The organism is Burkholderia sp. Bp8963, from assembly GCF_003854275.1.
Classification (GTDB): Bacteria; Pseudomonadota; Gammaproteobacteria; order Burkholderiales; family Burkholderiaceae; genus Burkholderia.
This window is the reverse complement of the sequence record NZ_QTQP01000079.1, coordinates 1-23,192: the sequence shown is the minus strand read 5'-3', so window position 1 is coordinate 23,192 and position 23,192 is coordinate 1. Positions and strand designations below refer to the sequence as shown.

Genomic DNA, 23,192 nt, shown 5'->3' with positions numbered 1-23,192 from the left:
ACGACGCGTTCAGCTCGCCGTCGTCGAACCACTTGCAGAACGGCGCGTCGGATTCGTCGAGCACGTTCGTGAACGGCTTGTGCCACGCGAGCGTCTCGCGCGCGTGGCGTGCCCAGAATCCTTCGTAATCGCTTTCGGCCTCGGCGGCGAGCGCGCGATAGGCTTCCATGCCGGAAATGGCCGCCGCCTTCACGAGCGCCTCGGGCGGCGCAAACTGGCGGCTTTCGTGAAGAACCGATTCAATCGCAGACATCGACTACCCCTTGGTGAACATGAATCCTCTGATTGCCGGCGCGTGTCGTGCGCGCCGCGTCTTGATCGGCGCTACCGCGCCGCTGTCTCCTACTCACCCGCGCGCGGCCCTGAGGCTGCACGCGATGCTGCGCCGCACCACGTCGCACGAGGCGACCGAGCAGTCCGGCATATCCCAAGATAAGCGCTTGAACTTACCCGTCACTTACGCGGACACGCCGGCGGCACATCGGCGCGCGCTTTACGCTGTTACGACCGCGACCCTACAATCCTAACTGAACTCGCCTTCCGGATTCCAGCTTGAATCGCTACGCCCTCTTCCTCATCGCGTCGATGCTGTTCGTCGGCAGCAACGTCGGCATCGGCAAATCGATCGTCGCCTTCGTGCCCGTCGCGATCCTCGCGACGCTGCGCTTCGTGATCGCGATCGCCGTGCTGTGGCCGCTGTTCCACCCGGTCAAGATGCGCACGGTCAAGCGCGCCGAGTGGCTGAACCTGTTCCTGCAGGCGTTCTTCGGTACCTTCATGTTCACGCTGTTGATGCTGAATGGCGTGCAGCGCACGAGCGCGGTCGCGGCCGGCGTCATCACGAGCACGATCCCGGCCGTCGTCGCGTTGTTCGCGTGGCTGATCCTGCGCGAGAAACCGAACGGTCGTGCGCTGGTGTCGATCGCGCTCGCGATCGTCGGGGTCGTGGCGATCAACCTCGCGAACGGCAGCGCATCCGCCACCGGCGCGTCCGCCGGCTCGCTGACCGGCAACCTGCTGATACTTGGCGCGGTGTGCTGCGAATCGATCTACGTGATCCTGTCGCGGCGGCTCACGCAAACGCTCGCGCCGATCGACATCTGCGCGTACACGCATCTGTTCGGGCTGTTGCTGATGCTGCCGCTCGGCGCGGGCCCGCTGTGGCATTTCAATTTCGCGAGCGTGCCGGGCAGCATCTGGGCGCTCGTCGTGTGGTACGGGCTGTCGGCCAGCATCTTCTCGTTCTGGATGTGGATGAAGGGCATCCGCCACGTGCCCGGCAGCCTCGCCGGCGTGTTCAGCGCGGTGCTGCCGGTCGCCGCGGCCGTCTACGGGATCGTGTTCCTCGGCGAGCGCCCGACGCTCGCGCACGGTTTCGCGCTCGCATGCGTCGTCACGGGCATCGTGCTCGCCAGTCTGCGCGTGAAGCGCACGCCGCCCGTCGCTTCCTGATCCGTCCCCGGCGCCCCGCGGACACGGGGGGCACGTCGCTGCAGCCGAGCGGGACGACGCGTTACAATAGCGCGCTTTTTCTTGATACCTGCCCCCGATACCCGCGCCCGTTCGCCCGTCATGTCCGCCCCGCATTCGTCCGGCCATCCCGTCGCTCGTCCCATGCGTCCGCTGCCCAGGCTGATCTTCATGAGCCGCTGGCTCCAGGTCCCGCTGTATCTCGGCCTGATCGTCGCGCAGGGCGTCTATGCGTTCCTGTTCCTGCACGAGGTGTGGCACCTCCTGTCGCACGCGGCCAGCCTCGACGAGATCGGCGTGATGCTCGCAGTGCTCGGCCTGATCGACGTGGTGATGATCTCGAACCTGCTGATCATGGTGATCATCGGCGGTTACGAAACATTCGTGTCGCGACTCGGCATCGACGGGCATCCGGACGAGCCCGAGTGGCTCGACCACGTGAACGCAGGCGTGCTGAAGGTCAAGCTGTCGATGGCGCTGATCAGCATTTCGTCGATCCACCTGCTGAAAACCTTCATCAACCCGGATCAGCACACCACCCACGCGATCATGTGGCAGGTGGCGATCCACGTGTCGTTCCTCGTGTCGGCGCTCGTGATGGCGTGGGTCGACCGCCTGACGACCCACACGCACCCCGGCCATTTCCACGAGACGCACGCTCCCGCCGTTGCGTCCCGCAAACCGGCGGAACATGCCGCCGGCCAAGCCTTCCCCACAGTCCTCACAGAGTCTCAGCCATGACCGTCATCAAACAGGAAGACCTGATCCAGAGCATCGCGGATTCGCTGCAGTACATCAGCTACTACCATCCGCTCGATTACATCCAGGCCCTCGGCCGCGCGTACGAACTCGAGGAGAGCCCGGCCGCGAAGGATGCGATCGCGCAGATCCTCACGAACAGCCGCATGTGCGCGGAAGGCCGTCGCCCGATCTGCCAGGACACGGGGATCGTCACGGTGTTCGTGAAGGTCGGCATGGACGTGCGCTGGGATGGCGCAACGATGGGCGTCACGGACATGATCAACGAAGGCGTGCGCCGCGGTTACACGCACCCGGACAACGTGCTGCGCGCATCGATCGTGAACCCGCCCGAAGGCGGCCGCAAGAACACGAAGGACAACACGCCGGCCGTGATCCACTACGAGATCGTGCCGGGCGACAAGGTCGACGTGCAGGTTGCCGCGAAGGGCGGCGGCTCGGAGAACAAGTCGAAGTTCGTGATGCTGAACCCGTCGGACTCGATCGTCGACTGGGTGCTGAAGACCGTGCCGACGATGGGCGCGGGCTGGTGCCCGCCGGGGATGCTCGGCATCGGCATCGGCGGCACGGCCGAGAAGGCGATGGTGATGGCGAAGGAATCGCTGATGGATCCGATCGACATCCAGGAAATCATCGCGCGCGGCCCGCAAGACTGGGTCGAAGAGCTGCGCGTCGAGCTGCACGAGAAGGTCAACGCGCTCGGCATCGGCGCGCAGGGCCTGGGCGGCCTCGCGACCGTGCTCGACGTGAAGATCATGGCTGCGCCGACGCACGCGGCATCGAAGCCGGTCGCGCTGATCCCGAACTGCGCGGCGACGCGCCACGCGCACTTCGTGCTCGACGGATCGGGCCCCGCGAAGCTCGAAGCGCCGTCGCTCGACGCCTGGCCGAAGGTCCAGTGGGAACCGAACACCGAGACCAGCAAGCGCGTCGACCTGAACACGCTGACGCCGGAAGAAGTCGCAAGCTGGACGCCGGGCCAGACGCTGCTGCTGTCGGGCAAGATGCTGACGGGCCGCGACGCGGCGCACAAGCGCATCGCCGACATGCTCGCGAAGGGCGAGAAGCTGCCGGTCGACTTCACGAACCGCGTGATCTACTACGTCGGCCCGGTCGATCCGGTGCGTGACGAAGTGGTCGGCCCGGCCGGCCCGACGACGGCCACCCGGATGGACAAGTTCACCGAGACGATGCTCGCGCAGACGGGTCTCATCTCGATGGTCGGCAAGGCCGAGCGCGGCCCGGTCGCGATCGACGCGATCAAGAAGCACAAGGCCGCGTACCTGATGGCGGTCGGCGGTGCGGCCTACCTCGTATCGAAGGCGATTCGCGGCGCGAAGGTGCTCGCGTTCGAAGACCTCGGCATGGAAGCGATCTACGAGTTCGACGTGCAGGACATGCCGGTGACGGTGGCCGTCGATTCGTCGGGCACGTCGGTGCACCAGACGGGTCCGAAGGAGTGGCAGGCGAAGATCGGCAAGATCCCTGTCGCCGCCGCGTAAGCTCAGTCGACGCGAAGGCCGGACCGATGTCCGGCCTTTTTGCTTCTCGTTCTCATCCCGCGCCGCTCGCCGCGCGCCGCTGGCCGATCGGACGAGAGCAGGAAACTTGGCATTTCGCTTTCGAGCGATTATCGTTCGGTTTCTGAAGCCCCATCATCAAGAAGGAACAAGCCATGCAAGGCGACAAGAAAGTCATCGAATACCTGAACGCCCAGCTGAAGAACGAGCTGACGGCGATCAACCAGTACTTCCTGCATGCCCGCATGTACAAGCACTGGGGCCTCGAGAAGCTCGGCAAGCACGAATACGACGAGTCGATCGGCGAAATGAAGCATGCGGACTGGCTCATCGAGCGCGTGTTCATGCTCGACGGCCTGCCGAACCTGCAGGACCTGCACAAGCTGCTCGTCGGAGAGGAAACCGAAGAGATCCTGAAGTGCGACCTGAAGCTCGAACAGATCTCGCAGGCGACCTGCAAGGAAGCGATCGCCTACTGCGAATCCGTTCGTGACTACGTATCGCGAGAGATCTTCGAAAAGATCCTCGATGACACCGAAGAGCATATCGACTGGCTGGAAACGCAGATCGACCTGATCGGCAAGGTCGGCATCCAGAACTACCAGCAGTCGATGATGGGTTCGCCCGAGTAAGCGCTCCCCCTTCCCCGCCATTGCAGACCTGACCATGTCGACGCCTTCCGTCATCGCCACCACGGCCTCCACGGTCGCCCCCGTCGGCATCTTCGATTCCGGGCTCGGTGGCCTGTCGGTGCTGCGCGCCGTGCGTGCGCAGTTGCCCGACGAATCGTTCGTCTACGTCGCCGATTCGCGAAACGCGCCCTATGGCCCGCGCGATGAAGCGTTCATCACCGAGCGCACGCTGGCGATCGGCGAGTGGCTCGTGCAGCAAGGCGCGAAAGCGCTCGTGGTCGCGTGCAACACGGCCACGTCGCAGTCGATTGCCGCGGTCCGGGAGCGCCTCGCGATCCCGCTCGTTGGCGTCGAGCCGGGCATCAAGCCGGCTGCCGCCATGTCCGCGAGCGGCATCGCGGGCGTGCTCGCGACCCAGGCGACGCTGCGCAGCGCGCGCTTCCAGGCGCTGCTCGACCGGTACGGCGCCGGCTGCCGATTCATCTGCCAGCCCGGGCACGGGCTCGTCGAAGCAGTTGAACGCGGCGACACGAACTCACCCGCGTTGCGCGCGCTGCTCGACGGTTACCTGCAGCCGATGCTCGATGCCGGCGCCGATACACTCGTGCTCGGCTGCACGCACTACCCGTTTCTCACCGAAACGATTCGCGACATTGTTGGCGACCGCCTTGCGATCATCGATACGAGCGACGCGATCGCACGCCAGCTCGCGCGCGTCCTCGACGAACGCGGCCTGCGCGCGCCGGACGGCACACGGGCCGCGCCGCCGCGTTTCTGCTCGACGAGCGACGGCCGACAGTTGCATGCACTCGCATCGACGCTGCTCGGTCTCGACGCGCCGGTCGAATCCGTCACCATTTCTTCCCCGCACGCGCACGCGTGCACGGCGGCCTGACCCGCGCCGTCGGCGCGCCCGATTCCCGCGGTAACCCTTTTAAGGGTCTGGTGTTGTTACAAAAAAGCCGGAATCGGGCTTGTCAACACCCCCAAATTTAATGATAATAATTCGCATTAACGTTAGCTATCGCACTCACCATGATCGTCTGCGTGTGCAAGTCAGTTTCCGACCGCAAGATTCGCGCGTCCCTCGCGGAAGGCGTGAACACCTTCGATGAGCTCCAGTTCGAACTCGGCGTAGCCACCTGCTGCGGCAAGTGCGAAGAGTCCGTTCGCGACCTCATGGCCGAGCAAGGCGTCTGTGCGAGCCGGTGCGGTGTCGAGCACCATGCTCATCCGATTCCCGTGTCGTTCTACGAGCGCAAGGCTGCCTGACCCGCGCCGCGTGCGCCCGTGCGGTCTCCAGGCCGCATTCTTTCGTCTTACCCGTCAGCAAGCCAGCATCAGCGCGAGCCAACGGCTTACCTGCCAAGGAGCCCGTCATGGAATTGCTGATCGGATTTGTTACCACCGTGTGCATCTCGTTGCTGATATTCCGCAAGTGATGCTGCGTCACTTGCCGCACCGCGCGTGCGGCGCCGCTCTTTCAAGCTAACATGCAGGCTTCGCATTCCGCCTCAGCCGGCGCCTGGCCGGCGGCTTCCCGTATGAATCCCCGCGTCATCGCCGCTGCGGTCGGCGTGCTCGCCGTGCACTCGGTCCTGCTGACGGCGGCCTGGCTGCATCGCAATGCGCTGCCGCCAAAAGCCGTCGAAGTGCAGTCGATCACCGCGCAGCTGATCACGCCCGCACCGATCGCGCAGAATGTCGCGGCCGAATCGATCCCGCAACCGGCGCCGCCGAAGCCGACGCCGCCCGTGAAAACCAGGGTCGAGCCGAAGCCGGTGCCGAAAGTCTCGAAGCCGACGCCCCAACCCGTTGCGCCATCGACCGCGCCGTCTCCGACGCCCGCCCCCGCTGCCGACTCGACGCCGGCGCCTGCCGCTGCGGCACCGGCCGCCGCAGCGCCATCGGCTGCGCCCGGTCCGGCCCGCGAGACGATGCAAGTCAGCGCGCCGAAGAACGTGCCGTCACTCAAATGCGATTTCGTGAAGCCCGACTACCCGTCGATGTCGAGCCGCCGCGGCGAAACGGGCACGGCCTACGTGCATTTCGTCGTCGGCGTGACGGGCAAGATTGAAAGCATCGAACTGCAGAAGAGCAGCGGTTATCCGCGCCTCGACGAAGCCGCGCTCGCCGCGATGCGCGCGTCGACGTGCCGCCCGTACATCGAGAACGGTCAGGCGATCCGCGCCGCCCGCACCCAGCCCTACGACTTCGGGCTCAACGACTAACACTGCCACATCCGGAAGAATCAAAAGGAACAACAATGCAAAGCTACGGTATCGCGCACGTCTGGGCGCAAGGTGATTTCGTCACACGTGCGATCGCGATCGCGCTCTTCGTGATGTCCGTCCTGTCGTGGATGGTGATCGTCATCAAGGGCTGGAACGTGATCCGCCTGAGCCGCCTCACGAAGAACGCCGAACAGGCGTTCTGGCATTCGGACGACTTCGACGACGGCATCCGGAAGCTCGGCCAGGCGGCGTCGACGCCGAACGACAACCCGTTCCTCGCACTCGCGCTGTCCGGCAAGGAAGCCGCCGATCACCATCATCAGACGCAACCGCATCTGCATGACCGGATGGACGTGTCCGACTGGATCACGCGCTGCCTGAAGGACACGATGGACGAAGGCATCGCACGCATGCAGAGCGGCCTCGCGATCCTCGCGTCGATCGGCAGCACCGCGCCGTTCGTCGGCCTGTTCGGCACGGTGTGGGGGATTTATCACGCGCTGCTCGTGATCGGCGCAACCGGCCAGACGTCGATCGATCAGGTCGCGGGCCCGGTCGGCGAATCGCTGATCATGACGGCCTTCGGCCTGTTCGTCGCGATTCCCGCGGTGCTCGGCTACAACGCGCTCACGCGTGCGAACAAGGGCGTCGTCAGCAAGCTGCGCCGCTTCGCGCACGGCCTGCATGCGTACTTCGTGACGGGCGCGCGCCTCGCGTCGTCGTCCAACCGCGACGGCCTGCGACTCGCGGCCCGCGCCGGCTGAAGCGGGGTGACTGATGGCAATGAACACCGGTTTCAGCGACGATGACGACGACGGCGTGATGAGCGAGATCAACATGACGCCGCTCGTCGACGTGATGCTCGTACTCCTGATCATTTTCCTGGTGACGATTCCGGCGATGCAGCATGCGGTGAAGATCGACCTGCCGCGCGCGAGCAGCCAGCCGGTCGAGGAAAAGCCGCAGACCGTCGATGTCGCGATCGAAGGCGACGGCACGATCCTGTGGGACGACCACGCAGTGACGCGCGAACAGCTTCAGGCACGCATCGCGGAAGCCGCGCTGCACACGCCGCAACCCGAGTTGCACCTGCGCGCGGATCGCAAGGTTGCATATGAGCGGGTCGCCGAAGTGATGTCCGATGCGCAGGCCGGCGGCCTGACGAAGCTCGGTTTCGTGACAGAGCCGAAGGCAAAGGCGAAGTAGCGCACGCGGCCAGCAAGGCCACGCCTAGCCGGCCGCACCTCGCCGGCCGCACCTCGCCGGCAGCGCCCAAAGTAAAAGGCCTTCATCGCCAGATGAAGGCCTTTTTTCATGCGCACGCGGGCGCCTTCGGGCGGCGGGCTCTTCGGCGGTATCGGTTGCGCCTCGAGCAACGCAAATGCGGCTACCGTGGTCTGCACGGACTGCGCTTTCTGCCCTATCTGGCTCGCAACATATGCGGCCACCGTATTCCGCTCAGAACTTCCTTCGCGAAATGGGATTTCAATATAGGCCCGCCCGCGTGCGCATTCAAGGCTTCGACGATTGAAACTTGCGATTGCAGACGACGTTTCAATGACAAAACAAATTTGCAGTACTTGAAGGTCCGTGATTACGCAGCGGACGCGCGTTCGGCCGCCTCCTGCTTCGCCCGCTCCGGGCAGCCCGGCTGCTTGTATTCGCCGTGATCGAGCTTCTCGACCAGATAGTCGACGAACGCCCGCACCGCGGGCGGCATCCCCTGCCGCGACACGAACACCGCGTAGAGCTGCGGCACCGGCAGCGTCCAGCCGGGCATCACCGGCGACAGCTGGCCCGCACGCAGCGCGTTGCCGTACATCATCTCCGGCAGCGCGGCGATCCCGAGGCCATCGAGCACGGCCTCGCGGATCGTCATCAGATCGGCCGTCACGAGGCGCGGATCGTGTTCGTGCACATGCCGGGTCCCGTCCGGCGCAATCAGGTTGAACACGTGCCGGCCATCGACGCTCGGCGTGTCGAGCGTCTCGAAACGGGCAAGGTCGTCCGGCACGAGCGGCGGCGCGTTCTGGCTCAGCAGGCTCGGCGCACCGACCAGCATCTGCTCGGTGCGCCAAAGCGGCCGCACGACGATGTTCGCGTTCTGCGGCGGTTCCGAACGCACCCGCAGCGCGACGTCGATCGAATCCTCGAACAGATCGATCACGCGATTCGTCACACGAATATGAACCTTCACCTCCGGATAGCGGTGCAGGAACTCGGGCAGGATGCGCGACAGCATCGTCTGCGACAACGTGACCGGCACGCTCACGCGCACCGAACCGCGCGGCGACGCGCGCAGCTGCTGCACGGCATTCATCGCGGCCTGCGCTTCGGAGAGCATCGCCTGGCAGTGCTGGTAGAACAGCTCCCCCGCTTCCGTCAGCGCGAGCTTGCGGGTCGAGCGCTGCAGCAGCCGCACGCCGAGCGCAGCCTCGAGCTCGGTCAGGCGGCGCGACAGGCGCGACTTCGAGATCCCCAGCACGCGTTCGGCCGCTGAAAAGCCGCCGTGCTCGACGACCTGCGAGAAGTACATCAGGTCGTTCAGGTTGTGTGCGTCGATATTCATGTCATCGTTCCAATTCCAGAACAATCCATTGCGAACTACGGTGATTCAATAGGCAAATCGCTCAATATAATAGCCGTATGTTTCAAAAATAGCGCTATTCCAATTTCCCGAGGGCCTATCGCATGACGACTGCTCGCTCGCTTGACCGCACCTATCCCGCGCTGCGCACGACCGAAGGTGGCGGCTTCGTGGTCCACCGCCCGTTTCCGACCCGGCTGCTGATGGACTTCGATCCGTTCCTGCTGCTCGACGAAATGGGCCCGGTCGACTATGGCCCGGGCGAGGCCAAAGGCGCCCCCGACCATCCGCATCGCGGCTTCGAAACCGTCACCTACGTGCTCGACGGGCGCTACCAGCATCGCGATTCGGCCGGCCACGCCGGCGCGCTCGGCCCCGGCGACGTGCAGTGGATGACGGCCGGCGCCGGTGTCGTGCACAGCGAGATGCCGGCCGCGGACTTCGCACGCGCGGGCGGCCGCTCGCACGGCTTCCAGCTGTGGGTCAACCTGCCGCGACGCGACAAGCTGATCGCGCCGCGCTACCAGGAGATCACCGCCGATCGCATCCCGGCCGCGACGTCTCCGGACGGCCATGCGCGCGTGCGCGTGATCGCGGGTGAAGCATTCGGCGTGAAGGCCGCCATCGAGACGCGCACGCCGATCCTCTACCAGCATTTCACGCTCGAACCGGGCGCCACGGTCACGCAACCGGTCCCGGCCGGCTACCGTGTGTTCGCGTATCCGATCGCCGGCACGGGCTTCTATGGGCCCGACAGGCAGGCCGTCGACGCACGCCACATGGTGATTTATGGCGACGACGGCGACACGGTCACGTTCTCCGCCGGCGATGCGCCGCTCGACCTGCTGCTGATCGGCGGTGTACCGCTCAACGAGCCGATCGTGCGCTACGGCCCGTTCGTGATGAATACCGAGGAAGAGATCCGGCAGGCAGTCGCCGACTATCAGAGCGGCCGCATGGGCTGCATCGCTCCCTGACGTCGTCGATTCGGGGCGCGAGTGCCGCACACGCGCCGGATTTGCGTCACAATGAGTTCTTGAATCATGTGGTCGCCCGCCACCAGAAGGAACCCGTCCCCTTGAATTTCGAACACCTGATCCAGATCAACGCCGACGATCCGGCCGTGCCCACCCTGACCCGCGACCAGCTCTGGGAAGGCCTCGTGCTGCGCGCCGAACAGCCGCAGCTGTTCGTGATCGGCCTCGACAGCTGCGTCATCCATGAACGAACCGTGACCACGCTCGAGCGCGAGCTGCACTTTGGCAGCGCGACCGTGCGCGACCGCGTGACGTTCACGCCGAACGAACAGGTCCGCTACGACATCCACGCGGCGGACGGCGAGATCGGCGGGTCGCTGACGATGTCGATCGAGGAGCGCGGCGACCTGCAGCTGTTCCTGCGTTTCGAATACCGCACGACGCTCGCCGTCAGCGACGACACCGAGGACGCACGCCAGACCCACGAGATCGTCAAGGAAGCGTATCGCACGTCGGACATCGACACCGTCCGGCTGATCCGCGAATACGCGCAGGGGCGCAAGGACCCCGATCCCCTGCACTGATCGCAGCGGCGGCCGTATGCCCAGCCGTATGCCCGTATACGGCCGCCCTTTAGATTCACACTATCGGCTTCTTGATTTCGGTTGATAAAGAGTTTTTGTAAATGGGAATGGTTATCATTTAGAATTCATTCCATCGCATCGCCTTGAACGACGAACCGAATGACCGACATCACGCACTCGACCACGCTGACCTTGCGTCGTACCACCGGCGCCCAGGGAGTCACCCGCCAGAAGACGGCGGCGGTCACGACACCGGCGAAACCTGCCGGTGCGGGCCGCGATGCCGGCACACGGGTCGTCAGCAGCGATTCACTGCTGCAGGGCCGCAGCCACGTCAGCATCGCGCACAACGGGGAAACCTATCAGTTGCGCGCCACGCGGCTCGGCAAGCTGATTCTGACGAAGTAAGTACCAGGTATTGTGGGGACCACCTCCCTGAGAGGTGTTGGGCATTAGCCAGCATGACGGCTTGCACGCGAGATCTAGACCCCTTCGTGCAAACACACTCAAGCAGCCGTTACAGCAAGCCAAGCCACTTTTTTGGTTCTCGCAGAAGGAAAAAAAGCGACTCGTCTGCCGACGAGTCGCTTTTTCATTTCCGCCGCGGCCGCCATCGTCTTGACGTCGTCACTGGTCAATACGGGCTTCGTCTTCATTGGAGGTCCTGTTCGACGAGAACGTGAACAGCATGATACCGACAGGTCAGAAGCGCGACACGTCAGAAGCCCGCGAAACCCCAGAACATCAACCACCATGCGCTGTCGATCACGGCCAGCGCAGCCGCGAACCATGCGAACGCCATCAAGCGCCGCGGCCATCCCGCATACCGCCCCGTCACCTGCCATCCGAGCCACGCGCTCCACGCGTTCGCGCCAACCAGGATCGCGACGCGCACGTCCGTTGCCCAGCCGAGCGGCACGTGTTCAGCGCGCAGCAGCGACAGCGTCGTGGCCGACAGGCCGAGGAACACGCCGGCGCCCGCGAGCGGAATCAGCGCCTGCGCGAGATGGTGAAGGCGCACACGGTCGAAGCGGCCGAGCATTCGCGTCGCGCCGGCCAGCAACACGAGCAGTGCGGTGCCATAAATGAGCCCCGTGCCGACGATGTAGCCGACGATGAGCCCGCCATCGAGCCACGAGAACACGTCGTTGCGGTCCGGATAATGCGTGAGCAGGAACCACGGCGCATTGGTCTCGAGCGGCCACGTGATGTCGCGATCGATCAGCCAGCCCGCGAGCGCCTGCTTGATCTGCACGAACCACGGACTGACGGTCCAGTGGAACGCGCCGATTGCGACGCCGAGCAGGCCGTACAGGATCAATGCGGTATCCCACGGGTTTGCGTGCTCCGCGCCGAGCTTGACGACCTCTTCGGACGGCGAACGCCACGACAGCGAGATCGCGTCGCGGTGCCCGCTGCAGCGGCCGCACATATGGCACGCGGACGCGCCCCTCATGTTGCGCAGCGGCACGAGCGGCGCGCAGTTGATCGGAATCACGCGATGTCCGTGTTCACCGTTCTTGTACGAACGGCGCCACGCGTCCTCGTCGACCTTGTAGCGCATCGGCGCGAGCCGCGACAGCAGCCCGAAGACACCGTTGACCGGGCACAGATACTTGCACCACACGCGCTTCTCGCGACCGTACAGCAGGCCGATCACGATCGCCCCGACAGTCGAGCCGCCAAGTACGAACAGCACCGCGAGCGGATACTGGTACACGCTGACCATCTGTCCGTAGATCGTCGTCATCCCGAACGCGACGAACGGCCAGCCGCCCCACCGCACCCAGCGCGGAATCGCACGGCCGCGGCCGAACTTGCTTGCATATTCGGTGAGCGCGCCCTCCGGGCACAGCACACCGCACCAGACGCGACCGAGCATCACCATCGACAGCAGCACGAACGGCCACCAGATGCCCCAGAACACGAATTGCGCGGCGAGCGTCAGGTTGCTCCACAGGTGCGCGGAATCATCGGGCAGCGGGATGATCGCCGGCACGATGATCAGGAACGCATAGACGGCCACCACGACCCACTGGATGCCGCGGATCAATGCGCCGTGGCGCTGCATCCATTGACCGGCCAGTGCGATCAGGCCCGGTTTCGTGCCGGCGACCGTGCTCATGCCGTGCGCCCCGCTGCAGCAGCCGGACGCTGGCTCGCGCGCTTCATCAGCAGCCAGACGACTGCCCAGTACGCGGCGTATGCGACCAGGTTCATCAGCGCCGGATGTGCGCGGTAGCCGGTCAGCGTCGCGACGAGCGAGCCGAACGTGCCGGAATCGTCGAGGATCGCCGACGTGTCCCACACCTGCGACAGGCCGAGCGGCAGGATTTCCTTGTCGATCAACTTGTCGACGCCGGTCTGGAACAAGCCCGCGCCAAGGAACAGCAGCATCACTTCGGTGACGCGAAAGAAGTGCCGCCACGAGAAGTACTTGCCACCGAGCTGCAGCAGGTAGAACGTCAGGAACGCAAGGCCGAGACCGAGCACGACGGCGAGCATCTGGTTGCCGTCGACATGGCCCGATTGCCCGAACCCGAGCCCGTACAGGAAAATCACCGTCTCGCTGCCCTCACGCGCGATCGCGAGCGCGACCAGCACCGCGACGCCCCACCAGTTCGAATCGCGCGTGCTCTGCTGCAGCGACTGCTCCATGTCGCGTTTCAGCGTGCGGCCGTGCCGGCGCATCCACAGCACCATCTGCACGATCAGCACGCATGCGATCAGCACCATCGCGGTCTGGAAATAGTCCTGCGCATCGCCGGACAGCACTTCGGTGAAGCCGACCAGCGCCGCGCCGAGCCCGACGGCCATCAGCAGCCCGGCGGCGACGCCCGCCCACAGATACGGCACGCCGCGGCGCGCGTCGTCGTCGCCGTTCCTCAGCCACGCATAGAGAATGCCGACGACGAGCAGCGCCTCGACGCTCTCCCGCCAGACGATGAACAAGATCTGACCCATCGAACCCTCCCTGACGTGCGGAACGCTCACGCGTCCGCACGCAGACAAAACCGCAAAAACTGCATTACTTCGCGACGATCACGCCTTGCGCCTGCTGGTGGAAATCGTCGAAAAACTTGTATTCGCCCGGCGACAGCGGCGCCACGACCACGAACGAGTCGGCGCCCGGCGCGAGCACCTTCTCCTTGCGCAGCTGCACGCTCTCGAATTCGGCGGCGCCCTTGCCGGTGTTCCTGATCTCGATCTTGAACCGCTGGCCGGCCGGCACTTCGATGCGGGCGGGATTGAGCTTGCCGTCCGCCATCTCGAGCTTGAACGTCGGAAGATCGGCGGCCTGCGCGGCGCCGGCGACGAGAAGCGCAGCGGCCGCGGCAACGAATTTCTGGGGGAATTTCATTCTTGGTTCTCTACGACGACGGCGCGCCCGAGGCGCGCCGTCCGATATGCGAGATCAGTAACCGCCCTTCTTGCCGATGCCGGCGAACGGGAAGTCGTATTCGAGCGTGATCGGCTTGAACCACGCACCCACGCCGGTTTCCTTGTCGACGTGGCGGCCGAACGCCATGTGGCCCGTCTGCATCGGCGGCTTGACCGTCATCGTCAGGTGGTACTTGCCCGGGCCGTTCAGCTTCACGTTGTCGCCGTAGTGCGGGCCGTCGCTCGCGACCATGCCCATCAGGTCGCCTTCGGCCTTCCACTTCGCATCGCCCTGCTTGGTGAGCTTGTAGGTGACCTGCAGGTACGGCATCCAGTCGCCTTCGGCGAAGCCCGTCGGGTTGTTCTTGACCGAGTGGATGTCGGCCTCGAGGTGGATGTCCGAATCCGATGCCTTGCGCATCATCCCTTCCGGTTCCATCGTGATCGGCTGCAGGTACACCGCGCCGATTTCCATCCCGCCCTGGATCTGCTGCTTGCCGATCGGATACTCGGCGGCGGACGCCGACATGGCGGCCAGCGCCGCCGCTACCGCAACCGAAGTGCGGATGAACGAAGAACCCAACATGGACACTCCTTGTTTTTATCTGACAGAAGCGCGGCCGCCCCTCCGGACGGCCAGCTGACAAACACTAACGCGAGGAAGAACGTTAATGCGAACAATTCTCAATAATTGCGGAGTTTAGCACTGAACGCGCGCAGCGACAAACCGGCAACCGTGTAAAACCCTGATTCGACAAGGCTTACAGACGGTTTACCGGCCGCCTTCGGTAACAGTCGGAAAGACTTACTGGATGCCGCTCACGTGATCGCCGACGTTCGCGCCGAACAGCCGTTCGCGCAGCAGCGCAAGCTGGTCGCGCGTGGCGGCCGCCTTTTCGAACTCGAGATTCTTCGCGTAATCGGCCATCTGCTTCTCGAGGCGCTTGATTTCCTTCGCGATCTGCTTCTCGGACATGTCCTCGAGCTTCGCGCGCTGCTGCGCTTCCTTCAGCTCCGCACGCGCGTCGTCGGCGTTGTAGACGCCATCGATGATGTCCTTGATGCGCTTCACGACGCCGCGCGGCGTAATGCCCATCCTCTCGTTGTACGCGATCTGCTTCGCGCGGCGCCGCTCGGTTTCGCCGATTGCGCGCTTCATCGACTCGGTCATGTTGTCCGCGTAGAGGATCGCCTTGCCGTTCACGTTGCGCGCTGCGCGGCCGATCGTCTGGATCAGCGAGCGCTCGGCCCGCAGGAAGCCTTCCTTGTCCGCATCGAGGATCGCGACGAGCGACACCTCGGGGATGTCCAGCCCTTCCCGCAGCAGGTTGATCCCGACCAGCACGTCGAACGTGCCGAGCCGCAGGTCGCGGATGATCTCGACCCGCTCGACCGTATCGATGTCGCTGTGCAGGTAGCGCACCTTCACGCCGTGATCGGCGAGAAACTCGGTGAGCTGCTCGGCCATCCGCTTCGTCAGCACGGTGATCAGCACGCGCTCCCCGGCCTTCACGCGCGCGTTGATCTCGGCGAGCACGTCGTCGACCTGCGAGCTCGCCGGCCGAACTTCGATTTCCGGATCGACGAGGCCCGTCGGCCGCACGACCTGCTCGGCGATCTGGCCGGTCACGCGCTTCTCGTAGTCGGCCGGCGTCGCCGACACGAAGATCACCTGGCGCATCTTGCGCTCGAACTCGTGGAACTTGAGCGGCCGGTTGTCGAGCGCCGACGGCAGCCGGAAGCCGTAGTTGACGAGGTTCTCCTTGCGTGCGCGGTCGCCGTTGTACATCCCGTTCAACTGGCCGATCAGCACGTGCGATTCGTCGAGCAGCATCAGCGCGTCGGGTGGCAGGTAATCGACGAGCGTCGGCGGCGGCTCGCCCGGCGCGGCGCCGGAGAAGTGCCGCGAATAGTTCTCGATGCCCTTGCAGAAGCCGAGCTCCTGCAGCATCTCGAGATCGAAGCGGGTGCGCTGCTCGAGGCGCTGCGCCTCGACCAGCTTGCTGTCGCCGTGGAAGAACTCGAGGCGCTCGCGCAGTTCGTCCTTGATCGTCTCGACCGCACGCATCACGGTGTCGCGCGGCGTCACGTAGTGCGACGACGGATACACGGTAAAGCGCGGGATCTTCTGCCGCACGCGGCCCGTCAGCGGGTCGAACAGCTGCAGTGTGTCGACCTCGTCGTCGAACAGCTCGACGCGCACCGCCATCTCCGCGTGCTCGGCCGGGAAGATGTCGATCGTGTCGCCGCGCACGCGGAACGTGCCGCGCTGGAAATCCTGCTCGTTGCGCGTGTACTGCATCGCGATCAGCCTCGCGATCACCTCGCGCTGGCCGAGCTTGTCGCCCGTGCGCAGCGTCAGGATCATCTGGTGGTATTCGGACGGGTTGCCGATACCGTAGATCGCCGACACCGTCGCGACGATCACCACGTCGCGCCGCTCCATCAGGCTCTTCGTCGCCGACAGCCGCATCTGCTCGATGTGCTCGTTGATCGACGAGTCCTTTTCGATGAACAGGTCGCGCTGCGGCACATACGCTTCCGGCTGGTAGTAGTCGTAGTACGACACGAAGTACTCGACCGCATTGCGCGGGAAGAACTCGCGGAACTCCGCGTAGAGCTGCGCGGCGAGCGTCTTGTTCGGCGCGAATACGATCGCCGGGCGGCCGAGCCGCGCGATCGTGTTCGCCATCGTGTAGGTCTTGCCCGAGCCGGTCACGCCGAGCAGCGTCTGGAACGAGAGGCCGTCCTCGATGCCTTCGACCAGCGTCGCGATCGCGGTCGGCTGGTCGCCTGCGGGCAGATACGGTTGATAGAGCTGGAACGGCGACCCGTCGAAGGTCACGAATTTCGATTCGTCGAGCGCGTCGCCGACTTCGGCATGAGCATGATGTTCGGACATGGAATGCGCCGGAGCGAAAACAAAAGATCATTCTAGCGCGTCGCCGCCGGGCGGACTGCTGTCCGCTCCTGACGCGCGACCTCGGCCGGAAATCGCGAATCGGCCCATCACGATGCGAAAATCCGCCGCGAATTCGCTACAATGTCCGACTGCTGCGCTTTCCGGCGTCGTGCCCCGGCCGCCGCGCCCCGCCCGCCCGATGAAAGCCTGACCCTCTTTTCACTACTGCCGAATCATCATGTCGCTCTTCTCCGCTGTCCAGCTTGCTCCCCGCGACCCGATCCTGGGCCTGAACGAAGCCTTCAACGCCGATACCCGCCCGACCAAGGTCAACCTCGGCGTCGGCGTGTACACGAACGAGGAAGGCAAGATTCCGCTGCTGCGCGCGGTCCGTGAAGCAGAGAAGGCGCGTGTCGACGCAGGCCTGCCGCGCGGCTACCTGCCGATCGACGGCATCGCCGCCTACGACGCCGCCGTGCAGAAGCTGCTGCTCGGCAACGATTCGCCGCTGATCGCCGCTGGTCGCGTGGTCACGGCCCAGGCACTGGGCGGCACGGGCGCGCTGAAGATCGGCGCGGATTTCCTGCGTACGGTGAACCCGAACGTGAAGGTCGCGATCAGCGATCCGAGCTGGGAAAACCACCGCGCGCTGTTCGAAGCGGCCGGCTTCGAAGTCGTCGCCTATCCGTACTATGACGCGGCGACGAATGGCGTGAACTTCGAAGGCATGCTGTCGGCGCTGAACGGCTACGACGCAGGCACGATCGTCGTGCTGCACGCGTGCTGCCACAACCCGACGGGCGTGGACCTCACCGATGCGCAATGGCAGCAGATCGTCGACGTCGTGAAGGCACGCAACCTCGTGCCGTTCCTCGATATCGCGTATCAGGGCTTCGGCGAGAACATCGAAGCCGATGCCGCAGCCGTGCGACTGTTCGCCGCGGCGGACCTGAACGCATTCGTGTCGTCGTCGTTCTCGAAGTCGTTCTCGCTGTACGGCGAGCGCGTCGGCGCGCTGTCGATCATCACGTCGAGCAAGGACGAAGCGACGCGCGTGCTGTCGCAGCTCAAGCGCGTGATCCGCACGAACTATTCGAACCCGCCGACGCACGGCGGCGCCGTGGTCGCCGCGGTGCTCGCGTCGCCGGAACTGCACGCATCGTGGGTGCAGGAACTCGGCGAAATGCGCGACCGCATCCGCGCGATGCGCAACGGCCTCGTCGAGCGCCTGAAGGCGAGCGGCGTCGATCGCGACTTCAGCTTCATCAACGAGCAGCGCGGGATGTTCTCGTACTCGGGCCTGACGTCGGCGCAAGTCGACCGCCTGCGCGACGAGTTCGGCATCTACGCGGTCGGCACGGGCCGGATCTGCGTCGCGGCGCTGAACACGCGCAACCTCGACGTGGTCGCCAACGCGGTCGCAGCCGTCCTGAAGTAATACGCCGCATCGGTGGCGGCATCGCCTGATGCCGCCGCGCCGACATGAAAAACGCGCTCCTCGGAGCGCGTTTTTTTGTGCGTGAACCGAGCCACCGGCCAACAGCGGCCGGCGTGTTTCGCGGCAATCGATGCCCGGTTACTGCATGAACCAGCCGTGACTGACGACGACGGACTGGCCGGTCAGCGCCGCGCTCGGGAACGCCGACAGGAACAGCACCGTCTGCGCGACGTCCTGCACCGTCGTGAACACGCCATCGACCGTGTTGCCGAGCATCACCTTCTTCACCACTTCTTCTTCGCTGATGCCGAGTTCCTTCGCCTGCTCCGGAATCTGCTTGTCGACGAGCGGCGTGCGCACGAAGCCCGGGCACACCACGTGCGAGCGCACGTTGTGCTTCGCGCCCTCCTTCGCCAGCACGCGCGCGAGGCCGAGCAGCCCGTGTTTCGCGGTCACGTAGGCCGACTTCAGCGGCGACGCTTCGTGCGAGTGCACCGAGCCCATGTAGATCACGACACCGCCGCGATCGTCCTTGTACATGTGCTTGAGCGCGGCCTTCGTCGTCAGGAACGCGCCGTCGACGTGGATCGCCTGCATCTTCTTCCAGTCGGCGAACGAGTAGTTCTCGATCGGGTTGACGATCTGGATGCCCGCGTTCGACACGAGGATATCGACCGAGCCGAATGCTTCGGCAACCTTGTCGATGCCGCTGTTGACGGCTTCTTCGTTCGTCACGTCCATCGCGACGCCGATCGCCTTGCCGCCCGCGTTGATGATCTCTTGCGCGACCGCGTTCGCACCGTCCTGGTTCAGGTCGGCGATCGCGACCGCCGCGCCGGCCTTCGCCAGCTCGAGCGCGATTTCCTTGCCGATGCCGCTTGCGGCGCCCGTGACGACTGCCACCTTGCCTCTCAAATCCGCTGCCATGCACGTCTCCTTCGATGTCGGGTCAATTCGCGGATCCGCCGCACGAGCCGCGATCGACGTGCGACCGGCGGCGGACAAGCCGCTATTGTGCATGATCCGGTTCCGCTTTTTGCGCCCAAAACGTCTAAGCTTAAGGTCGGTCATGTCACGCAGGAGGCACCCATGCACTATCGACGGCTTGGCCGCTCCGGCCTGCAGATCAGCGCGCTGTCGCTCGGCTCGTGGGTCACGTACGGCAACCAGGTCGATCGCCGCGACGCACGCGAATGCCTCGCGGCGGCACGCGACGCCGGCGTCAATTTCTTCGACAACGCCGAGGTCTACGCGGGTGGCAAATCCGAGGAAATCATGGGGCATGCGCTCAAGTCACTCGGTTGGCCGCGCGTCAGCTACATCGTGTCGACGAAATTCTTCTGGGGGCTCGCGGAAGCGCCGAATCAATATCACACGCTGAATCGCAAATATCTGCTGAACGCGATCGACGGGTCGCTGCACCGGCTGCAACTCGACTACGTCGACCTCGTCTATTGCCATCGCCCCGATCCGCATACGCCGCTCGAGGAAACCGTGTGGACGATGAGCGACATGATCGCGCGCGGCAAGGCGCTGTACTGGGGGACGTCCGAGTGGAGCGCGGACGAGATCCGTGCGGCGTGCGAAATTGCCGAGCGCCATCATCTGCGCAAGCCGGTGGTCGAGCAGCCGCAATACAACCTGTTTCACCGTACGCGGGTGGAACAGGAATATGCGCGACTCTACGAGGATTACGGGCTCGGCCTCACGACCTGGAGCCCGTTGGCGTCAGGCCTCCTCACGGGCAAATACCGGCACGGCATCCCGCCTGGCAGCCGCGCGCAAGTGCAAGGTTATGACTGGCTCCGAGAAAGGCTGACCGACCCGGGCAGGAACGAGATCGTCGAACGGCTCGGCCGGATCGCCGACGAACTCGGCTGCAATGTCGGTCAACTGGCGATCGCCTGGGTGCTGGCCAATCCCCATGTCAGCTCGGTCATCACCGGCGCGTCCCGAATCGAGCAGATCGCCGAGAACATGCGCGCACTCGATGTCGTCGCGAAGCTGTCGCCCGAGATCAAGCAGCGTATCGAAGACTTGGTCGGCAACGCGTACGATTGAGACGCTTGCCGGCCACTCGCATACCTCGCGTACAATACGCGGCCGCGTCGACGCCCACCTGGCCTGCCACACCTCGCCAGGCGCATGCGATCGGCGGGCTTTTACCGATTCACCTTCCGTTCCAGGCAGTCCGTCATGCTCAGCTATCGTCACGGTTTTCACGCAGGCAACCACGCGGACGTGCTCAAGCACGCCGTCGTCGTCCAACTGCTGCGCCACCTGAACAAGAAAGACAAGTCGTACTGGTACATCGACACGCACGCCGGCGCAGGCGTGTACTCGCTGCGCGACGGCTACGCGGCGAAGACCTCGGAGTTCGACACCGGCATCGGCCGCCTGTGGAACGACAAGAACCTGCCGCCAGTGCTCGCCGAATACGTTGACGAAGTGCGTGCACTGAACGACGACGGCGAGTTGCGCTTCTACCCGGGCTCGCCGTACATCGCGTGGCGACTGATGCGCGAACAGGACCGGATGCGCCTGTTCGAGATGCACAGCACCGAGATCGACGTGCTGCGCCACAATTTCCGCGATGCCGGCCGGCGCGCGATGATCTTTTCCGGCGACGGCTTCGAGGGTATCAAGGCGTTGCTGCCGCCCGCGCCGCGGCGTGCGCTCGTGCTGATCGATCCGTCGTACGAGGACAAGAAGGACTACGCACGCACGCTCGCGTGCGTGATGGAATGCCTGAAGCGTTTTGCGACCGGTTGCTATGCGATCTGGTACCCGCAAGTCGCACGCACCGAATCCCAGCGCTTTGCCGAGCAACTGAAACGCCTGCAGCCGGACAACTGGTTGCACCTCAGCCTGACCGTGTCGAATCCGCCGGCGGACGGACTCGGCTTGTACGGCAGCGGGATGTTCATCCTGAATCCCCCGTTCACGCTCGCACAGAGCATGAGGGACGCATTGCCCTACCTGACCGAAACTCTCGGACAGGATAGCGGCGCCCGGTGCGAGATCGAACACCGGGGAAATTGAGCACGCACGCGTGAATCAGGGTTGCCGCGGTTGGGGCTGCGGCACGGGTCTCGCCTGACCGGCCGGCGGCGTCCCCCATCCGGGAACGTTGATATAGGGTGCGACGAACAGCGGTACCGAGGTGTTCGGCGTCTGCTCGGCCGGTGCGCGAATTCGCGCCGGCTCGACGATCGGCTCCGACGAAAATGGCGCGGTCTGCAGCAGCAATCCGCTTTTGCCATCCTGGATGCCGCGTTGCGTATCGAGGACCAGCGGCTGGGTTGCGGTCGCCGCGTGGGCAACGAGCCCATGAACGAGTAACGCCCCTACCAGACCGAGATGCACGCATGCCGCTCCGCACGCATCGAGACTCAAGCGCATGGTCTTGCCTCACCGATTGAAAAACAGGCCCATACCTTAACGCTACGCGGCCGACTCCACCAGATACGTCGCACAAAAACGTCGCATAAAAAACAAAGCCCCGTCGACACGGGGCTTGCTTATCGTGCAGCGCCACACGGCGCTTGACGGACTCCGATTACAGCGAGTAGCCGCCGGTTTCGAGCGAACGGATACGTTGCTCGAGCTGGACGACGTCCGACGACGTTGCGAGGTAAGCCTCACGGCGCTCACGTTCTGCGGATTCGAACCAGTTGCTCAGCTTTTCGACGATATAGGCGATCATGATGTTCTCCAAGGAAGGGGGACCCCTGGCGAATCGGTGTTCAGGGATTTCCCGTATAGGGTTATCCCGAATTATAACGACAATGCACCACGACGCCAGTGAAATGCGCGCATGGATGTCATTCCAAATTGGAATGCAAGGCCACGAAAACCTCGCAACCCATTGATTTTATTGATATTACGATAATGGGTGCGGCCAGCCTGTCGAATCCATGCACTATTCTGGTTCGGCCACCGTGTCAGCAAGACGCGCCAAAATCGGGCATTCGGGTCGTGCGTCACCGTGACAGTGCGCGGCGAGATCGGCCAGCGTATTGCGCATGTCCGTCAGTTCCGCGATACGTTCGTCGAGCTCGGACACGTGTTCGAGCGCAATCGACTTCACTTCTGCGCTGGCACGGGACCTGTCTTGCCAGAGCGTCAGCAGTTTGCGGATATCTTCGACGAGAAAGCCGAGTCGCCTGGCCTGGCGAATGAAGCGCAGTACATGGATCTCATCGGCACCGTAGATCCGGTATCCCGAATCCGTACGCTTGGTCGGCGTTAGAAGACCCACTTGCTCGTAGTACCGGATCATTTTTGCGCTAACCCCGGATTCGCGCGAAGCATCGCCGATGTTCATTCCACTCCTCTCGATCAGATACCTTTTCCGAAGCAAATCACGAACCGCCGGCACGCGCATTTACTGTCGGTAGCTTGATCGTATCAAAATCGTGTCGCGCCCACCGCAGCGCGCAAAGAAGTGAGACGTATGCGTGTTCGATCAAGGAAGGAGGATGCGGCGGACTGCGTATGACCAGGTGGCGCAGGGAGCCCCACGCATTTCCGCCGCGCCAATGCAAAAACCCCCGCCTGTCGGGCGGGGGTTCTTGGCTTAGGGAGCCTGACGATTACCTACTTTCACACGGGAATCCGCACTATCATCGGCGTAGAGTCGTTTCACGGTCCTGTTCGGGATGGGAAGGGGTGGGACCGACTCGCTATGGTCATCAGGCAAAAGGGG

General features: G+C 64.3%; 27 protein-coding genes and 1 rRNA gene. 15 read left to right on the top strand and 13 right to left on the bottom strand.

The window, feature by feature from the left end:
* Positions 1-253, bottom strand: a 253-nt coding sequence (locus DID96_RS35165; protein ID WP_311767783.1) for an acetyl-coenzyme A synthetase N-terminal domain-containing protein, incomplete at its 3' end; no start/stop codon positions are given.
* Positions 254-552: 299 nt separating this feature from the next.
* On the opposite strand from DID96_RS35165, the gene DID96_RS35155 reads away from it, so the two are divergent.
* The 9 genes from DID96_RS35155 (at position 553) to DID96_RS35115 (ending at position 7,821) form a co-directional block, all read left to right on the top strand.
* Positions 553-1,452 (top strand): DMT family transporter, encoded by a 900-nt coding sequence (locus DID96_RS35155; protein ID WP_124603788.1) that lies wholly within the window; start codon positions 553-555, stop codon positions 1,450-1,452.
* Between the two features lie 120 nt (positions 1,453-1,572).
* Positions 1,573-2,211, top strand: a complete 639-nt coding sequence (locus DID96_RS35150) for a TIGR00645 family protein (protein ID WP_124603787.1) — start codon at positions 1,573-1,575, stop codon at positions 2,209-2,211.
* Entirely contained in the window at positions 2,208-3,731 is a 1,524-nt protein-coding gene (locus DID96_RS35145) for a fumarate hydratase (RefSeq protein ID WP_124603786.1), read from the top strand. Before DID96_RS35150 ends, DID96_RS35145 begins: the two co-directional genes overlap by 4 nt.
* 173 nt (positions 3,732-3,904) lie before the next feature.
* A complete protein-coding gene (bfr, locus tag DID96_RS35140) occupies positions 3,905-4,381 on the top strand; it encodes a bacterioferritin (RefSeq protein WP_124603785.1) in 477 nt (158 codons plus the stop codon).
* Between the two features lie 34 nt (positions 4,382-4,415).
* Positions 4,416-5,276: a glutamate racemase gene (gene murI, locus DID96_RS35135; RefSeq protein WP_124603784.1), complete on the top strand. Its 861-nt coding sequence runs from the start codon at positions 4,416-4,418 to the stop codon at positions 5,274-5,276.
* Between the two features lie 140 nt (positions 5,277-5,416).
* Positions 5,417-5,653: a bacterioferritin-associated ferredoxin gene (locus DID96_RS35130; protein ID WP_124603783.1), complete on the top strand. Its 237-nt coding sequence runs from the start codon at positions 5,417-5,419 to the stop codon at positions 5,651-5,653.
* 221 nt (positions 5,654-5,874) lie between these two features.
* Positions 5,875-6,612: an energy transducer TonB gene (locus DID96_RS35125; RefSeq protein WP_124603782.1), complete on the top strand. Its 738-nt coding sequence runs from the start codon at positions 5,875-5,877 to the stop codon at positions 6,610-6,612.
* Between the two features lie 35 nt (positions 6,613-6,647).
* Entirely contained in the window at positions 6,648-7,379 is a 732-nt protein-coding gene (locus tag DID96_RS35120) for a MotA/TolQ/ExbB proton channel family protein (RefSeq protein WP_124603781.1), read from the top strand.
* A gap of 13 nt (positions 7,380-7,392) precedes the next feature.
* A complete protein-coding gene (locus DID96_RS35115; protein ID WP_124603780.1) occupies positions 7,393-7,821 on the top strand; it encodes a biopolymer transporter ExbD in 429 nt (142 codons plus the stop codon).
* Positions 7,822-8,209: 388 nt separating this feature from the next.
* Here the strand turns inward: DID96_RS35115 and DID96_RS35110 are convergent, their stop codons facing one another.
* On the bottom strand, positions 8,210-9,184 hold the full coding sequence (locus DID96_RS35110) for a LysR family transcriptional regulator (protein WP_124603779.1): 975 nt from the start codon (positions 9,182-9,184) through the stop codon (positions 8,210-8,212).
* Positions 9,185-9,306: 122 nt separating this feature from the next.
* Here DID96_RS35110 and DID96_RS35105 point away from each other — a divergent pair, with 122 nt between their 5' ends.
* The 3 genes from DID96_RS35105 (at position 9,307) to hemP (ending at position 11,171) form a co-directional block, all read left to right on the top strand.
* Positions 9,307-10,179, top strand: a complete 873-nt coding sequence (locus DID96_RS35105; protein WP_124603778.1) for a pirin family protein — start codon at positions 9,307-9,309, stop codon at positions 10,177-10,179.
* 101 nt (positions 10,180-10,280) lie between these two features.
* The gene (locus DID96_RS35100; RefSeq protein ID WP_124603777.1) at positions 10,281-10,763 is read left to right on the top strand and encodes an SRPBCC family protein; all 483 of its coding nucleotides are present in this window, start codon (positions 10,281-10,283) and stop codon (positions 10,761-10,763) included.
* 159 nt (positions 10,764-10,922) lie between these two features.
* Positions 10,923-11,171 carry a hemin uptake protein HemP gene (gene hemP / locus DID96_RS35095; protein ID WP_124603776.1) on the top strand — a complete coding sequence of 83 codons (249 nt, stop codon included), beginning with the start codon at positions 10,923-10,925 and terminating at the stop codon, positions 11,169-11,171.
* Positions 11,172-11,269: 98 nt separating this feature from the next.
* On the opposite strand, the gene DID96_RS38565 is transcribed toward hemP, so the two are convergent.
* The 6 genes from DID96_RS38565 to uvrB all read right to left on the bottom strand — a co-directional run bounded on the left by DID96_RS38565 (position 11,270) and on the right by uvrB (position 17,046).
* A complete protein-coding gene (locus DID96_RS38565) occupies positions 11,270-11,419 on the bottom strand; it encodes a hypothetical protein (RefSeq protein ID WP_185732466.1) in 150 nt (49 codons plus the stop codon).
* A 62-nt stretch (positions 11,420-11,481) separates the two neighbouring features.
* Positions 11,482-12,888, bottom strand: coding sequence for a 4Fe-4S binding protein (locus DID96_RS35090; protein WP_124603775.1), 1,407 nt, complete (start codon positions 12,886-12,888; stop codon positions 11,482-11,484).
* The gene (locus tag DID96_RS35085; RefSeq protein ID WP_124603774.1) at positions 12,885-13,727 is read right to left on the bottom strand and encodes an FTR1 family protein; all 843 of its coding nucleotides are present in this window, start codon (positions 13,725-13,727) and stop codon (positions 12,885-12,887) included. Before DID96_RS35085 ends, DID96_RS35090 begins: the two co-directional genes overlap by 4 nt.
* Before the next feature lie 64 nt (positions 13,728-13,791).
* The gene (locus DID96_RS35080; protein ID WP_124603773.1) at positions 13,792-14,124 is read right to left on the bottom strand and encodes a cupredoxin domain-containing protein; all 333 of its coding nucleotides are present in this window, start codon (positions 14,122-14,124) and stop codon (positions 13,792-13,794) included.
* A 54-nt stretch (positions 14,125-14,178) separates the two neighbouring features.
* Positions 14,179-14,730 carry an iron transporter gene (locus tag DID96_RS35075; RefSeq protein ID WP_124603772.1) on the bottom strand — a complete coding sequence of 184 codons (552 nt, stop codon included), beginning with the start codon at positions 14,728-14,730 and terminating at the stop codon, positions 14,179-14,181.
* A 219-nt stretch (positions 14,731-14,949) separates the two neighbouring features.
* Positions 14,950-17,046, bottom strand: a complete 2,097-nt coding sequence (gene uvrB, locus DID96_RS35070; RefSeq protein WP_124603771.1) for an excinuclease ABC subunit UvrB — start codon at positions 17,044-17,046, stop codon at positions 14,950-14,952.
* A gap of 238 nt (positions 17,047-17,284) precedes the next feature.
* On the opposite strand from uvrB, the gene DID96_RS35060 reads away from it, so the two are divergent.
* Positions 17,285-18,484 (top strand): amino acid aminotransferase, encoded by a 1,200-nt coding sequence (locus tag DID96_RS35060; RefSeq protein ID WP_124603770.1) that lies wholly within the window; start codon positions 17,285-17,287, stop codon positions 18,482-18,484.
* 138 nt (positions 18,485-18,622) lie between these two features.
* Here DID96_RS35060 and DID96_RS35055 read toward each other — a convergent pair whose 3' ends face one another.
* Complete coding sequence (locus DID96_RS35055; protein WP_124603769.1) at positions 18,623-19,411, bottom strand: 3-hydroxybutyrate dehydrogenase; 789 nt, start codon at positions 19,409-19,411, stop codon at positions 18,623-18,625.
* Positions 19,412-19,573: 162 nt separating this feature from the next.
* Between DID96_RS35055 and DID96_RS35050 the strand changes: the two genes are divergently transcribed.
* Together DID96_RS35050 and DID96_RS35045 are read left to right on the top strand one after the other, a co-directional pair.
* Positions 19,574-20,545: an aldo/keto reductase gene (locus tag DID96_RS35050; protein WP_124603768.1), complete on the top strand. Its 972-nt coding sequence runs from the start codon at positions 19,574-19,576 to the stop codon at positions 20,543-20,545.
* Positions 20,546-20,680: 135 nt separating this feature from the next.
* Entirely contained in the window at positions 20,681-21,526 is an 846-nt protein-coding gene (locus DID96_RS35045) for a 23S rRNA (adenine(2030)-N(6))-methyltransferase RlmJ (RefSeq protein WP_124603767.1), read from the top strand.
* A 15-nt stretch (positions 21,527-21,541) separates the two neighbouring features.
* Here DID96_RS35045 and DID96_RS35040 read toward each other — a convergent pair whose 3' ends face one another.
* The 4 genes from DID96_RS35040 to rrf all read right to left on the bottom strand — a co-directional run bounded on the left by DID96_RS35040 (position 21,542) and on the right by rrf (position 23,183).
* Complete coding sequence (locus tag DID96_RS35040) at positions 21,542-21,886, bottom strand: hypothetical protein (RefSeq protein ID WP_124603766.1); 345 nt, start codon at positions 21,884-21,886, stop codon at positions 21,542-21,544.
* Between the two features lie 157 nt (positions 21,887-22,043).
* The gene (locus DID96_RS35035; protein WP_124603765.1) at positions 22,044-22,190 is read right to left on the bottom strand and encodes a DUF3563 family protein; all 147 of its coding nucleotides are present in this window, start codon (positions 22,188-22,190) and stop codon (positions 22,044-22,046) included.
* A 216-nt stretch (positions 22,191-22,406) separates the two neighbouring features.
* Positions 22,407-22,811: a Cu(I)-responsive transcriptional regulator gene (gene cueR, locus DID96_RS35030; protein ID WP_124603764.1), complete on the bottom strand. Its 405-nt coding sequence runs from the start codon at positions 22,809-22,811 to the stop codon at positions 22,407-22,409.
* 259 nt (positions 22,812-23,070) lie between these two features.
* Positions 23,071-23,183 (bottom strand): 5S ribosomal RNA (rrf, locus tag DID96_RS35025).
* Positions 23,184-23,192: the final 9 nt, after the last annotated feature.

Bases quoted from the DNA above. Each gene is read 5' to 3' on its own strand.
- DID96_RS35150 (WP_124603787.1), top strand. From the start codon at position 1,573: ATGTCCGCCCCGCATTCGTCCGGCCATCCCGTCGCTCGTCCCATGCGT.
- DID96_RS35145 (WP_124603786.1), top strand. From the start codon at position 2,208: ATGACCGTCATCAAACAGGAAGACCTGATCCAGAGCATCGCGGATTCG.
- bfr (WP_124603785.1), top strand. From the start codon at position 3,905: ATGCAAGGCGACAAGAAAGTCATCGAATACCTGAACGCCCAGCTGAAG.
- murI (WP_124603784.1), top strand. From the start codon at position 4,416: ATGTCGACGCCTTCCGTCATCGCCACCACGGCCTCCACGGTCGCCCCC.
- DID96_RS35130 (WP_124603783.1), top strand. From the start codon at position 5,417: ATGATCGTCTGCGTGTGCAAGTCAGTTTCCGACCGCAAGATTCGCGCG.
- DID96_RS35125 (WP_124603782.1), top strand. From the start codon at position 5,875: ATGCAGGCTTCGCATTCCGCCTCAGCCGGCGCCTGGCCGGCGGCTTCC.
- DID96_RS35120 (WP_124603781.1), top strand. From the start codon at position 6,648: ATGCAAAGCTACGGTATCGCGCACGTCTGGGCGCAAGGTGATTTCGTC.
- DID96_RS35115 (WP_124603780.1), top strand. From the start codon at position 7,393: ATGGCAATGAACACCGGTTTCAGCGACGATGACGACGACGGCGTGATG.
- DID96_RS35110 (WP_124603779.1), bottom strand. From the start codon at position 9,184: ATGAATATCGACGCACACAACCTGAACGACCTGATGTACTTCTCGCAG.
- DID96_RS35105 (WP_124603778.1), top strand. From the start codon at position 9,307: ATGACGACTGCTCGCTCGCTTGACCGCACCTATCCCGCGCTGCGCACG.
- hemP (WP_124603776.1), top strand. From the start codon at position 10,923: ATGACCGACATCACGCACTCGACCACGCTGACCTTGCGTCGTACCACC.
- DID96_RS38565 (WP_185732466.1), bottom strand. From the start codon at position 11,419: ATGAAGACGAAGCCCGTATTGACCAGTGACGACGTCAAGACGATGGCG.
- DID96_RS35090 (WP_124603775.1), bottom strand. From the start codon at position 12,888: ATGAGCACGGTCGCCGGCACGAAACCGGGCCTGATCGCACTGGCCGGT.
- DID96_RS35085 (WP_124603774.1), bottom strand. From the start codon at position 13,727: ATGGGTCAGATCTTGTTCATCGTCTGGCGGGAGAGCGTCGAGGCGCTG.
- DID96_RS35080 (WP_124603773.1), bottom strand. From the start codon at position 14,124: ATGAAATTCCCCCAGAAATTCGTTGCCGCGGCCGCTGCGCTTCTCGTC.
- DID96_RS35075 (WP_124603772.1), bottom strand. From the start codon at position 14,730: ATGTTGGGTTCTTCGTTCATCCGCACTTCGGTTGCGGTAGCGGCGGCG.
- uvrB (WP_124603771.1), bottom strand. From the start codon at position 17,046: ATGTCCGAACATCATGCTCATGCCGAAGTCGGCGACGCGCTCGACGAA.
- DID96_RS35060 (WP_124603770.1), top strand. From the start codon at position 17,285: ATGTCGCTCTTCTCCGCTGTCCAGCTTGCTCCCCGCGACCCGATCCTG.
- DID96_RS35055 (WP_124603769.1), bottom strand. From the start codon at position 19,411: ATGGCAGCGGATTTGAGAGGCAAGGTGGCAGTCGTCACGGGCGCCGCA.
- DID96_RS35050 (WP_124603768.1), top strand. From the start codon at position 19,574: ATGCACTATCGACGGCTTGGCCGCTCCGGCCTGCAGATCAGCGCGCTG.
- DID96_RS35045 (WP_124603767.1), top strand. From the start codon at position 20,681: ATGCTCAGCTATCGTCACGGTTTTCACGCAGGCAACCACGCGGACGTG.
- DID96_RS35040 (WP_124603766.1), bottom strand. From the start codon at position 21,886: ATGCGCTTGAGTCTCGATGCGTGCGGAGCGGCATGCGTGCATCTCGGT.
- DID96_RS35035 (WP_124603765.1), bottom strand. From the start codon at position 22,190: ATGATCGCCTATATCGTCGAAAAGCTGAGCAACTGGTTCGAATCCGCA.
- cueR (WP_124603764.1), bottom strand. From the start codon at position 22,811: ATGAACATCGGCGATGCTTCGCGCGAATCCGGGGTTAGCGCAAAAATG.